The following is a 13316-nucleotide window of genomic DNA, read 5'->3' on the forward strand; positions in this document are numbered from 1 at the left end:
CTGGGGACAAGCGGTGATGTGGACCGAGCCGCCGTGTACGGACCGGGTCAGCTGCGGCTCACAGACCGAACATCAGCACCCACTGGTTCCAGAACATCACGACGATCAGAACGATCACGAGCAGGTACCAAGCGAGGGTGAGCACCACCCAGGAGCGCAGCACCCGTCGGACGGCCCCCTGGGCACCGATATGCCCGGTCTCCACCAGGCGCGCCACCACCGAGAAGAACATGGGGGCGCTGGCCACCCACGCCACGAGGCACCAGGGGCAGAGGGCGTGGATGAAGAAGATCGCGGAGATCGCCAGCCAATGGATGAACGCGAACGAGAACGCCACTCCGCCGAACACCGCCCATTCGAACCAGCGCGGCAGGAGGACCCGGGACATCATCAGCGCGCCGACGGCCGCCATGATCGCGAACCCGCCGATGCCGATCAGCGGGTTCGGGATGCCGAACGTGGACGCCTGCCACGTGTTCAGCATGGTGCCGCAGGAGATGAACGGGTTGACGTCGCATCCGAGCTTCGCGTGCGGGTCCTTCAGCAGGGTGAACTTGTCGAGGGTGAGTGCAACCGACGCCCACCAGCCGAGGAAACCGCCGATCAGCAGGACGAGCCCGACCGTGCGCTGAGGGGCGCGCGGGGCGGCATCCATATCGGCGCGGATCTCCGCATCCAGGTCCTGATAGTCCTCAACGGCGTGAGCGTTCACGATGTCCTTCTGTCTCGTGCCCGACGGATCCACGTCAGCGGGAGCGGGTGGAGTAGTAGCGGCGCAGGATCTCGAAGCCCTCATCGATGCTGACCTTCGGCGTCCACTGCAGGCGCTCACGGGTGCGGCGCTGATCGAACCAGTGCGCGGTGGACAGCTGTTCGGCGAAGAACTCCGTCATCGGCGGTTCGTCATATCCCGGTCGGATCTCCCAGAGCCGCTCGATGATGCGCCCGGCGATGCGCGCCACTGACGACGGGATCCGCAGCGTGGGACGCTCAGCACCGACCGCGGCGGCGAAGCCGCCGATGATGTCGCGCACCGTGCGCGGTTCGCCGTTGGTGACGACGAACGATTCGCCGTGCACCTCGTCGATGCGGTTCAGCGCCGCCACGATCGCGTCCGCGGCGTTGGTGACGTAGATGGTGTCGATCAGGGCGTTGCCCTCGTCCAGCAGCGGCATCCGCCCCTGCTTGGCGCGGCCGCCGATGCGCTCGACCAGCTGCGTGTCGCCCGGTCCCCACACCACGTGCGGGCGGATCGAGGTGACGAGCATGCCGTCCTCGCCGTCCGCGGCCATGGCGACGAGCTCCGCCGCTGCCTTCGTCCGCGCGTACGGGCTGGAAGCGCGCTCCGGTTCCGGGGCGGTGGTGCCGAGGCCCACGATCGACTGGCCGAAGTGCGCGACCGACGGGGAGGAGATGTTGACGAGCTTGCCGCCGCCCTGTGCCTTCATCGCCTCAACGATGTGGCGGGTGCCCTCGATGTTGATCTTCCGGTACTCCTCTTCGGGACCGGAGATCGACACCTTCGCAGCGAGGTGCACAACGGCGTCCTGCCCGGCGACGGCGCGGCGGACATCGGCCTCCTCCGTGAGGGAGCCGGTGATGTCGGCGACGCCGTCGATGCCGGCGGGGCGGCGCTGGAATGCGGACACCTCATGGCCGGCGTCGCGCAGAGCCCGCGCAACATACCCGCCGAGCATTCCGGATGCGCCGGTGACGAGGACCTTCACAGCTTCGCCTTCTTTCCGGACAGTGCCACCTCGGCCCACGCGGCCAGGCGCGTGCGGTCGATCTTGGAGTTGTGGCGGATATCGGTGGGCAGCGTGGTGGTGGTGAACACGGCGGTCACTTCGGCGCCGGTGCGCTCGCGCACGGTCCGACGGATGCTGTCCTCCAGTTCGTGCGGCGCCGGCTTCGGCTGTGCGGGTCTGCCCGGACGGTGGTCCTCCTCCATCTCCACCACCGCGATGATCTGCTGGGTGCCGGCGGGGCCGACGCCGCAGACGCCGGCGCGGCGCACGCCCTCGACCGATTCCACGGCCTGCTCGATCACGACCGGGGTGCGGACGCCCTCGGCCGTGGGGATCACGTGCTCGAGGCGGCCCTCCACCCAGAGCCGGCCCTGGTCGTCGAGGTGGCCGATGTCGCCGGTGGCGTGGTAGCCCTCGATGCGCATCGCCTCCCGGGTGGTGCGCCACAGCATGAGGTAGCGGTCGCGGACATGAGCTGCGCGGACCAGGATCTCACCGGTCACCCCTGCGGTGGTGACGGCGTGGTCGGCGGCGCGGCCGAGCTCATCGACCGGCGCGATGGCGATCTCCACGCGCGGAACGGGTCGGCCCACGCAGACGCCGTTGCCACTGCCGGCCTCCTCGATGCCGTCGAGGTCGATCGCGGCGACCGCGAGGCATTCGGTCATGCCGTACGGGGAGAACGACTGCGCGTTCGGCATCAGCGTGCGCAGCTGCCGCAGCAGCGGCGCCGGGATCGGCGCGCCGGCGGAGAAGAAGCTGGGCACACGCGCCAGCGCTTCCCGCTGTTCAGTGGTCAGCTCGCCGGCGGTGTCGATGATGTTCTTCAGTGCTGCGGGGGCGGTGAACACGGCCGGGGAGCCGAGCGCATCCACCGCATCTGCGAGAGCCGCAGCGGTCAGCTCACCGGGGCGGGTGACATCCATATCCGGCACCACACTGGGGGCGCCGAGCGAGGGACCCAGCAGCGCGAACGGTGCGAACCCGGCGACCAGGCCGCGCTCGGGACGCAGCTGCAGGGTCTCGCCGACGGCGCTGAACATGGCGCTGGCCTGACGGTGCGTGTAGGCGGCGCCCTTCGCGGGGCCGGTCGAGCCGGAGGTGAACAGGATCAGGGCGTCCTCGTCCGGGTCCAGGTCTTCGGCGCGGGTATCAGCGGCGAGGGCGCGCATCTGCGAACCCTCGTTCATCAGCTCCGCCACCGAGGTGGTGACGCCGAGGACGGCGCGGTCCACGGTCGGCAGGGTCTGCACACTGATCTTCTGCCCCGGCCAGCCGAGCACCTTCGCGCCGATGAGGGCACGGTCGATGCCGATGATGAAGTCCGGGTGGGAGCCCACGACCGCGCGGGTCAGGCCCTTCACGCCGAGACCCGCATCGGCCACAACGGCGACGGCCCCGATGCGCAGGCAGGAGTAGAGCACGGCGGTGAGGTCCGCACCCGGCTCCACCAGCACGGACACGCGCGAGCCCCGACGGATGCCGTGGGCGAGCATGCCGGCGCTGAGGTCGGCGATGCGCTCCTCGAGGCGGCGCCAGGTGATGGTGCGGCGGCCCCCGTCGGGCCCGCCGTTCATCTCCACCACGGCGGGCAGGTCAGCGGTGGCGGGGTCCTCGGCGAGCTCGGTGATGCGGGAGCCGAGCGGCACGTGCGGCGGCTGGTCCGCGAACGTGGAGACGGCCTTCGGGCCGCGCTCCAGCGAGGGGACAGCGGTGTCGCCCGGCTTCTGGTCGCCGTAGACGTCCTGCAGCCACTCGGCGATGGTGCCGGCGACATCGGCGTCGTCCCACACGAGGTGGGAGGCGTTCTCGAAGCGGTGCACCTGGGCGTGCGGAACGCGTTCAATGAGGTCGCGCAGGAACCGGTCGGAGAAGACGACGTCGCGCGGGCCCCACAGGAACAGAGACGGCACCTTCATGCCCTTCAGGCCCTCGGCGAGGCGCTCGAGCGTGGCGCGGGAGGGGTGCATGGCGTCGGCCGGGATGTCCGCCACGAACTGTTCGATGCCGGCGCGGCGCTTGGAGCCGCGGTACGGGGCGAGGTACGCCGCCTTCACCTCAGAAGGCAGCGGCGGCTTGGAGAGGTTGATGGTGCCGCGGAGGAACGCGTCGGTCCCCGAGGTCATGGTGCGGATGATCGAGGGCGCGGAGGCGATCTGCAGCGCCTTCGGCAGGGACTCGCCGAGCCCCTGGTAGATCGCCGTGTTGGTGAGGATCATGCCGACGACGTCGTGCTTGTTGTCCAGCGCCCAGCCGATGGAGATGATGCCGCCCCAGTCATGGCCGACGGTCACGATCGGACCACGCAGGCCGAGACTGTCGGTGAACAGGGAGAGGTCGGTGATGCGGTCCTGGAGGCCGCGGATGCGCTTCGTGCGCTCCGAGTAGCCCATCTCCAGCTGGTCGACTGCGATGACGCGCCAGTCGATGTCGTCGCGGAACAGGGTGCGGAACAGGAAGGAGTAGGTGGGGTTGCCGTGCACCGCGAGGATGGTGCCGCGCGGCGTCACACCGCGCTCGGCGAGAAGATCGATGTTGTCCAGGTAGTGCCACTGGCGGTCGTCTCCGAAGGAGTCCTTCACGGTGGCGAACCTGTGCAGGCGAGGGTCCACTCCAGGCTGCTCGGGGATCTCCGGCGCTGCTGTACGGCCGGCGTCGGTGCTCTGGTGTCCGATCGTCACCACTCAACCTCCATCATTGCGGTGTTCAGACCGGAGCCCACACCCATCATCAGAATCTTGTCGCCGCGGGAGAACTTGTCCTGGTGCTTCGCCACGGTCATGGGGACCGCTTCGGCGGCGATGTTCCCGAGGTCCGGGAAGATCAGCGGCACGCGGTCGAAGTCGAAGCCCGCCGCCTTCGAGAAGGCGCGGGAGTACACCATCGACACCTGGTGGATGACCACCCAGTCGCAGGCGTTGTAGTCACGGCCGGACTCCTTGGCGGCGCGCCAGGTGTCCAGCACGAGCGCCAGTCCGTTCTCGAGCAGGCCGGTGGAGTCGGTCTGCATGTGGTCCATGCTGCCGATGCACAGTTCGTGGTGCTCGGTGCCCGCCCGGGACTGGGTGTGCAGCAGACGGTGCCCCTCCGGGTGCCGGTCGGCCGGGCCGATGACAGCGGCGGCGGCACCGGACCCGAGCGTGAGGGAGGCGAACTGGTTGTTGTAGTCGTCGCGGGTGGCGGTGCGCTGGTTGAGGCGGCCGATGGTGCGGCGCTGCACCTCTTCGACGTCCTCCGCGCCGACCACGAGCACGTAGTCGAGCTGGCCGGCGTCGATCAGGCCGGCGGCCATCGTCATGGCGTTCACGAAGCCGAGGCAGGCGTTGGTGATGTCGAAGTTCATCGTGGACGGCTGCATGCCGAGCGCGGCGTGGATGTGCGTGGACATCGCCGGCTCCAGATGCTTGCGGGACACCGAGGCGTTGATCAGCAGACCCACCTGGTCGCGAGAGATGCCCGCCTCGGCGATGGCCCGCTCAGCGGCCTGGACCACGCCGTGCTTCCATCCGTTCTCCGGGTCCTTCCACCAGCGGCGCTCGTACACGCCGGCCACGCGCTGCAGCATGCCCTTGGGGATGCGCAGGCGCTTGCGGGCGGGGGCGAGCATCTCATCGAGCTCGTCCGAGGTCACGGGGACCTGCGCCTCCACCGCGGTCATGGAGAGGATCGCGGCGTTGCGATGCTCGAACGAGGCGTTGCTGCTGAGAACCATGTCACTTCCGTCTGTCTTCGTCTGCTCGTTGTTCGAGGCGCGCACTCGTGCACGGGTGCGCGGCGCGCTGCTCTGCGGGAGGTTCGCGCTGCTCGGCCGACCGGACGGGGCCGGGCCCGAGCGCGCGGAATCCATCAGGTGATTCTCTCACCTGCCTCTGAAAAAGGGTGCAGAAATCCCATCACTCGAAGGCATGGTGACCGAGCTCGCGTCGGGCGAACGCCAATGACCTCTCGATCGCCGGCATCTTCGCGTCCAAGCGGCGCCCCTTGCCGGTGCTGATCTCCACCACGATCGAGCCGTACCACTCCGTGATGGCGAGGTGCCGCAGAACCTCGGCGGCGGGCTGCTTGCCCTCCCCAGGCACCAGGTGCTCGTCCTTCATGCTGTGCCCGTTGCCGTCGGTGAGGTGCAGATGCGCCAGCCGGTCCCCCACCCGCTGCACCATCGCGAGCGAGTCGTCTCCGGCGGTGGAGGCGTGGGAAAGGTCGATCGTGACGTGGGCGAAGTCCTGGTCGGTCGGGTCGTGATCCGGGGCGTACACGAGGACTTCGCGCACGCCGAGGCGCCACGGGTACATGTTCTCCACCGCGATCTCCACGCCGTAGCGCTTCTCGAGGTCGCGCACGATCTGCTCGAACCGCGCGGCGTACTTCCCCTGCCAGCGGAACGGCGGGTGGGCCACGACCGTCGGCACGCCGAGCTCAGCGGCGAGCGCCGCGGACCCCGCCAGCTTGCGGCGCTGATTGAGGCCGCCGACGAACTGCAGCAGGAACAGGGTCGGGGCGTGCAGCGACAGGATCGGCATGTCGTAGCGGGCGACCAGGTCACGCAGGTGCTCGGCGTCGTGCGTGCACCTTTCGTGCGAGAGCATCACCTCGACGCCGTCGTACCCGGCCCCCTGCGCAGCTCGGAACGTGTCCTCGAGCCCCAGGGGGAACACCGACGACGTGGACAGCCCCACCGGGATGCGGCGGTTCACCTCGTACCGCTGCAGAGCGTCCAGCTGCGGGCGGTTGCGGTCCCGCCACGCCGACGAGGCGCGCCTGGCCTGGTTCGGGCGGCTGATCCGCCTCCGGGGTGTGGAGTCGTCGGGCATGGCACCGAAGCTAGCAAGTCGGGGTGAACTAGAGTTGTGAGGCATGGCCAAGCTGCACTTCAAATACGGCGCGATGAACTCCGGCAAGTCCGACACCCTCATCAAGACCGCCTTCAACTACGAAGAGCGCGGCCTGAGCACCCTCACCGTGAAGCCCGCTGTGGACACCAAGGGCGATGACTGGGTCGTGGCGCGCGCCGGCAGCCGCCGCCGCGTTGACCTGCTGGTGGAGGAGGGCGAGGATCTGCGCCGCATGATCCACAACGCCGCCGCGCAGCTCAGCAGCCCCCTCGCCTGCATCCTCGTGGACGAGTCGCAGTTCCTCACCTCCGCGCAGATCGACCAGCTGTTCCTCGTCGCGAAGCTCGATGACATCTCCGTGATCTGCTATGGGCTGCGCACCGACTTCCGCACCGCGCAGTTCCCCGGCTCCTCACGGCTGTTCGAGGTGGCCGACAACTTCGAGAAGCTGCCCACGATGTGCCGGTGCGGCTCCCAGGCCGAGTTCAACTGCCGATCGGTGGGCGGCCGTTTCGTGTTCGAGGGCGACCAGGTCGCGATCGACTCCGGCGCCGGCGGCACCGTCACCTACGAATCGCTGTGCGGCCGCTGCTACCTTCAGGAGCGCTCCCGCGCCGCCGGTCCCGCCATGTTCTGACCGCGCACCGGGGGTGTAACAATGAGGGCATGAAGATTCTGTCCATCCAGTCCTCCGTCGCCTACGGCCATGTCGGCAACAGCGCGGCCGTCTTCCCCCTGCAGCGCCTCGGCCACGAAGTGTGGCCCGTCAGCACCGTGCTGTTCTCCAACCACACGGGGTGGGGCTCCTGGCGCGGCCCCGTGGTGGACGCCGACGATGTCCACGAGGTCATCCTCGGCATGGAGGACCGCGGCGCCCTCTCCGAGGTCGATCTGGTCCTGTCCGGCTACCAGGGCTCGAGCGCCATCTCCGAGGTCATCATCGACGCCGCGAACCGGGTGCGCGCCGCGAATCCGAACGCCACCTACACCGCTGACCCGGTGATGGGGAACAAGAACTCCGGCTGCTTCGTGGCCGATGACATCCCGCCGCTGCTGCGCTCGAAGGTGATCCCCGCCGCGGACCTCATCACTCCCAACCAGTTCGAACTGGGCTACCTCACCGAGACCGACCCGACCGATCTGGAGTCCACGCTCGCGTCCGTGGACCGTGCGTTCGAGATGGGCCCGTCGGCCGTGCTCGTCACTTCCGTGTTCCGCCCGGACCGCGAGGCCGACACCCTCGAGATGCTGTTCGCCGACCAGGACGGCGCCTGGATCGTGCAGACCCCGCACCTGCCCACCAAGCGCAACGGATCCGGTGACGTCACCGCGGCCCTGTTCTCCGCGCACTACCGCTCCGGCGCAACCCCGGAGGAGTCGCTGGAGCGCACCGCCTCGGCCGTGTTCGACCTGCTGACCGACACGGAGGAGAAGGGCGCGCCGGAGCTGCTGCTGGTGGAGAACCAGGAGCGCTATGTGAACCCGCGCGACCAGTTCACCGCCCGCCGCGTCCGCTGACCGGTCCGCACAGGGACCGACCCCGCACAGGGAAGGGCCCCGTCGGCGCTGAGGAGGTCTCCTCGGCCGACGGGGCCCTTCGTCATCTCACCCCAGCCCTGCGGGCAGTGCGGTGAGACGACCGGTCACATCTGCTCGGCCATGTGCTCCAGCACGCGGATCACCTGCGAGGAGTAGCCGAACTCGTTGTCGTACCAGACGTACAGCACGAGGCTGTTGTCCTCAGCGATGGTCGCGAGGCCGTCCACGACGCCGGCGCGCTTGGAGCCGACGAAGTCGGTGGAGACGACCTCGGAGGACGCGATGTAGTCGATCTGGTTGCGCAGCTCGCCGGTGAGGGACTCGGCGCGCATGTCGGCGTTGACCTCGTCGCGGTCGACCGGCTTCTCCAACGTCAGGTTCAGCACCGCAAGGGAGACGTCCGGCGTGGGCACGCGGATGGCGTTGCCGGACAGCTTGCCCTCGAGCTCCGGGAGGGCCTTGGAGACGGCCTTCGCAGCGCCGGTCTCGGTGATGACCATGTTGAGCGCTGCGGAGCGGCCGCGGCGCGGGCCCTTGTGGAAGTTGTCGATGAGGTTCTGGTCGTTGGTGTAGGAGTGCACGGTCTCCACGTGGCCGCGGACGATGCCGTAGGTGTCGTTGAGCTTCTTCAGCACCGGGGTGATGGCGTTGGTGGTGCAGCTCGCAGCGGACACGATGCGGGTGTCCGGGGTGATCTGCTCGTGGTTGATGCCGAACACCACGTTCGGCAGATCGCCCTTGCCGGGCGCGGTCAGCAGCACTCGGCCCACACCGGTGGACTTCAGGTGCTCGGCGAGACCGGCCTCGTCGCGCCAGCGGCCGGTGTTGTCCACCACGATGGCGTTGTCGATGCCGTACTCGGTGTAGTCCACGGATGCCGGGTCGGAGGAGTAGATGACCTGGATGCGGGTGCCGTTGGCGATGATCGCGTTGGAGTCCTTGTCCACGGAGATCGTGCCGTCGAACTTGCCGTGCACGGAGTCGCGGCGCAACAGGCTGGCGCGCTTCTGCAGGTCATCCTCACCGTTCTTTCGGACCACGATGGCCTTCAGGCGCAGGCCCGCGCCGGAGCCCTGGTGGGCGATGAGGATGCGGGCCAGGAGACGGCCGATGCGGCCGAAGCCGTACAGGACCACGTCAGTGGGCTGCTGCGGGGCGCGGTTCTCGGCCTTCTCGAAGTACTCCAGGGCGGCTTCGCGCACGTCCTTGCCGTCACGGTAGGCGGCGCGGATCAGGCGGCCGAGGTCCAGCGGGATCCCGGTGACGTCCTTCTCACGGGCGAGTTCGAGCACGGCGAGGGTGTCCTCCACCTTCGCTTCGCCGTTCTCGATGCGGCGGGCCCAGCGGTGGGCCTTGAGGATGTCGGTTCCGGACTTGTTGATCAGAGTGCGACCGAAGATGTGGGGCTTCACATCCTTCTCGCGGTAGAGCCCGCCGATCAGCGGGATCATGCTTTCGGCGATCGCCACACGGCGGAGCCAATCGTTGTGGACCTGGTCAGCGCTGGCGGATGCGTTGCTCACGCGGTGTTCCTCCTTGAACAGCAAGTGGTGCTCGGACAGTCGGCATCGACTGTCTCCGGATACCATTGTGCCCGAGTCCGATCGAATGCACCCATAGAGGTGACACAGCCCGCAGGGCTGCGCGTGACGCAGTCCGCACTCCTCGGGCTGGGCTCGAATAGGGGGAGTGCCCCTATTGTTGGATCGAGAGCGCTGCCCGGCGCCCTCTTGTCTACGGTGAGGAGAAGACAGAGTTGTCCACCATGCCCCGATCCGGCCGCCGCGCCGATCAGCCCGCTGCTATGGCCGGCGCCGTCACCGAACAGGTGCGCACCTGGGTGCAGGATGCAGCCCGTCTGCCCGTTCCTTCACAGGCGAAGATGCTCGCCGATGTTCTCGCCGACCCCAAGGGCCTCGAGTTCACCGTCGGATTCGTCGACCTCGTGATCCGCACGGAGGATCCGCGCGCCGCCGCGCACCATCTGCGCCACCTCGCCCAGGACCCGCCGAAGTTCCTGACCGGTCCCCTGCGCTCCATCGTGCAGCTCGGCTCCACCGCGTCGTACATCACGCCGCGCACCACGGTGCTGATCGCCGGTGAGGTCATGCGCCGCATGGTCTCGCACCTCATCCTCGATGCCCGCGACCCACAGCTGGGCCGCGCCATTCAGCGCTTCCGCGATCAGGGCGTGAACCTCAACATCAACCTGCTCGGCGAGGCCGTGCTCGGCGCCCGTGAGGCGAACCGCCGGTTGGAGGGCGTGCACCGCCTGATCCTGCGCGATGACGTCGACTACTGCTCCATCAAGATCTCCTCCATCGTGGACCACATGTCCCTGTGGGGCGCAGACATCACGATCGAGAAGATCCTCGAGAACCTGAAGCCGCTCTATTTCGATGCGGCGCGTCAGGCGAAGCCGACCTTCATCAACATGGACATGGAGGAGTACAAGGACCTCGAGCTCACCCTCGAGGTGTTCGAGCGCCTGCTGTCCATGCCGGAGCTGAAGGACCTGTACGCCGGCATCGTGCTGCAGGCCTACCTGCCGGATGCCGCTGCCGCGATGGAGCGCGTGCAGGCGTTCGCTGCCCGCCGCGTCGCCGAGGGCGGTGCCCCGATCAAGGTGCGCCTGGTGAAGGGTGCGAACCTGCCGATGGAGCAGGTGGAGGCGTCCGTGCACGGCCTGGAGCTCGCCACCTTCCACACCAAGGAGGAGTCGGACGCCCAGTACAAGCGCGTGCTGCGCTGGGCCCTGACCGAGGAGCGGCTGAAGAACGTTCATCTCGGCATCGCCGGCCACAACCTGTTCGACATCGCCTACGCGCACCTGCTGATGAAGGAGCGCGGACTCGAGGGCTCGGACGCCGTTGAGTTCGAGATGCTGGCGGGCATGGCCCCGGGCCAGCAGCAGGTGGTCCGCGAGACCGTCGGCTCGATGCGCCTGTACGTGCCGGTCGTGCACCCCAAAGAGTTCGACGTCGCTGTCTCCTACCTGGTGCGGCGCCTCGAGGAGAACGCCTCCTCGGACAACTTCATGTCCGCCGTGTTCGAACTGGACTCCAGCGAGGCTCTGTTCCAGCGCGAGCAGAAGCGCTTCGAGGCCGCTCTGCGCCGCTCCTTCGAGGAGGAGGCGCCGGTGCGTCACCGCATGGGTGACCGCGCCGCGGAGAAGCCGGCCGACGGGTCCCGCATCCCGCTCGGCTCCGCCGCCATCCCGTCCACCCCGGGGAAGTTCCTCAACACCCCGGACACCGACATGACCACCGCCGCGAACCAGGAGTGGGCGCGTCAGCTGCTGCCGCGCATCGCCGACTCCACCCTCGGCGTCGCCGAGGCGGAGGCCGCCCGCGTGGACAGCGAGAAGGAAGTCCACGACATCATCTCCGGCGCGCTGCGCGCCCAGGAGGCATGGGCCGCTCGTCCGATGTCCGAGCGTGCGAACCTGCTGCGCGAATGCGCCCGAGTCCTCGCCGAGCACCGTGCCGAGCTGCTGGAGGTGGCCGCGTCCGAGACCGGCAAGACCTTCGAGCAGGGAGACCCGGAGGTCTCCGAGGCGATCGACTTCGCGCTGTACTACGCGGACAACGCCGAGGACCTGGCGAGCCGCGACGACATCGTGTTCGAAGCGCGCCCGCTGACCCTGGTCACCCCGCCGTGGAACTTCCCGATCGCGATCCCGTGCGGCTCCATCGTGTCCGCCCTGGTCACCGGTTCCGCCGTGGTTGTGAAGCCGGCTCCGCAGGCGATGCGCACCGGCGCCTACCTGGTGCGCCTGCTGCACGAGGCGGGCATCCCCGAGGATGTTCTGCGCCTGGTGGACGTGCCGGAGAACGAGATCGGTCAGGCACTCATCGGTGATGAGCGCATCGACCAGATCATCCTCACCGGCGCGTACGAGACCGCGAAGCTGTTCGCCCGCTTCAACCCGCTGGCGAAGATCAAGGCGGAGACCTCCGGCAAGAACGCGATCATCGTGACGCCGCACGCCGACCTCGACCTCGCCGCCTACGACGTCGCCCACAGCGCCTTCGGCCACGCCGGCCAGAAGTGCTCGGCGGCTTCGCTCGTCATCACCGTGGGCAGCGTGGAGCGCTCCCGCCGCTTCCAGTCGCAGCTGGCGGACGCCGTGCTGTCCCTGCAGGTGGGCTGGCCGACGGACCCCACCGTCGAGATGGGCCCCGTCATCGAGAAGCCCGGCGAGAAGCTGCAGCGCGGCCTCACCGTCCTCGGCGAGGGTGAGAAGTGGCTCGCGAAGCCGGAGCAGCTGGATGAGACCGGTCGCCTCTTCTCCCCCGGTGTGCGCACCGGTGTGAAGAAGGGCAGCGAGTTCCACCGCACGGAGTACTTCGGTCCGATCCTCGGCGTGATGCACGCGGACACCCTTGATGAGGCGATCGAGATCCAGAACGGCACCGACTACGGTCTGACCGCTGGTCTGCATTCGCTGGAGCCCGCTGAGATCGCCGAATGGGCTTCCCGCGTGGAGGCGGGCAACCTGTACATCAACCGCGGTATCACCGGTGCGATCGTGGAGCGTCAGTCGTTCGGCGGCTGGAAGCGCTCCGCCATCGGCCCGACCGCGAAGGCGGGCGGCCCGAACTACCTGATGCACCTCATGGTGGGCAGCGACCCCGTTGAGGGCGAGCGCGATGCCGCCTGGCTGGAGAAGGCGAAGAAGTCCGACATCGAGAACTGGTCGACCTTCTACGCCCCGAAGGACGTGCAGCAGCTGCACGGCGAGATCAACGTGATGAAGTACCGCCCGGTGGAGATGCTGATCCGCGTCGGCGGCAAGGTCACCGAGTTCGAGGTGGAGCGTGTGCTGCACGCCGCCAAGACCGTCGGCGCGACCGTATCCGTGTCGGTCCCGGAGCAGTTCGCCTCCCAGGTCCCCACCGACCACCCGGGCGTGGAGGTCGTCACCGAGTCCGCTGCGGCTCTGGCGGCGCGCCTGCGCACCGCACCGATCTACCGCGTCCGCGCCATCGGCGGTGTGGAGCCGGAGATCCGCGAGGCGATCAACCTCCGCCCGGAGGTCGCCCTGTTCGATCACGCAGTGGTGCAGTCCGGTCGCGCCGAGCTGATCAGCTACGTGCATGAGCAGGCGGTCAGCGCCACCAACCACCGATACGGCAACCCGCTGCCGTACGACCTGGAGAAGATCATCCGCGAGGTCTGATCCTCCGTCGGTCAG

General features: G+C 68.5%; 9 protein-coding genes. 3 read left to right on the forward strand and 6 right to left on the reverse strand.

Annotation, left to right across the window (positions count from 1 at the left end):
- Positions 1–58: 58 nt before the first annotated feature.
- The 5 genes from R3I40_RS05595 to R3I40_RS05615 form a co-directional block, all read right to left on the reverse strand.
- A complete protein-coding gene (locus R3I40_RS05595) occupies positions 59–712 on the reverse strand; it encodes a vitamin K epoxide reductase family protein (RefSeq protein ID WP_285261647.1) in 654 nt (217 codons plus the stop codon).
- Between the two features lie 34 nt (positions 713–746).
- Positions 747–1727: an NAD-dependent epimerase/dehydratase family protein gene (locus tag R3I40_RS05600; protein ID WP_183374694.1), complete on the reverse strand. Its 981-nt coding sequence runs from the start codon at positions 1725–1727 to the stop codon at positions 747–749.
- Positions 1724–4429 carry an alpha/beta fold hydrolase gene (locus R3I40_RS05605; RefSeq protein ID WP_285261648.1) on the reverse strand — a complete coding sequence of 902 codons (2706 nt, stop codon included), beginning with the start codon at positions 4427–4429 and terminating at the stop codon, positions 1724–1726. Before R3I40_RS05605 ends, R3I40_RS05600 begins: the two co-directional genes overlap by 4 nt.
- Positions 4426–5460 (reverse strand): 3-oxoacyl-ACP synthase III, encoded by a 1035-nt coding sequence (locus tag R3I40_RS05610; RefSeq protein WP_183374696.1) that lies wholly within the window; start codon positions 5458–5460, stop codon positions 4426–4428. The genes R3I40_RS05605 and R3I40_RS05610 overlap by 4 nt, the downstream gene beginning before the upstream one ends.
- 181 nt (positions 5461–5641) lie before the next feature.
- Positions 5642–6559, reverse strand: a complete 918-nt coding sequence (locus tag R3I40_RS05615) for a sugar phosphate isomerase/epimerase family protein (RefSeq protein WP_285261649.1) — start codon at positions 6557–6559, stop codon at positions 5642–5644.
- A gap of 43 nt (positions 6560–6602) precedes the next feature.
- Between R3I40_RS05615 and R3I40_RS05620 the strand changes: the two genes are divergently transcribed.
- A complete protein-coding gene (locus R3I40_RS05620) occupies positions 6603–7217 on the forward strand; it encodes a thymidine kinase (protein WP_317700132.1) in 615 nt (204 codons plus the stop codon).
- Between the two features lie 29 nt (positions 7218–7246).
- Positions 7247–8098, forward strand: coding sequence for a pyridoxal kinase PdxY (gene pdxY, locus R3I40_RS05625; protein WP_183374702.1), 852 nt, complete (start codon positions 7247–7249; stop codon positions 8096–8098).
- A gap of 125 nt (positions 8099–8223) precedes the next feature.
- Here pdxY and R3I40_RS05630 read toward each other — a convergent pair whose 3' ends face one another.
- A complete protein-coding gene (locus R3I40_RS05630; RefSeq protein ID WP_239374737.1) occupies positions 8224–9570 on the reverse strand; it encodes a glyceraldehyde-3-phosphate dehydrogenase in 1347 nt (448 codons plus the stop codon).
- A 314-nt stretch (positions 9571–9884) separates the two neighbouring features.
- Here R3I40_RS05630 and R3I40_RS05635 point away from each other — a divergent pair, with 314 nt between their 5' ends.
- Positions 9885–13301 carry a bifunctional proline dehydrogenase/L-glutamate gamma-semialdehyde dehydrogenase gene (locus R3I40_RS05635; RefSeq protein ID WP_285261653.1) on the forward strand — a complete coding sequence of 1139 codons (3417 nt, stop codon included), beginning with the start codon at positions 9885–9887 and terminating at the stop codon, positions 13299–13301.
- Positions 13302–13316 lie beyond the last annotated feature (15 nt).

Origin of the sequence: Helcobacillus massiliensis (assembly GCF_033106145.1) — a bacterium.
Classification (GTDB): Bacteria; Actinomycetota; Actinomycetes; order Actinomycetales; family Dermabacteraceae; genus Helcobacillus; species Helcobacillus massiliensis.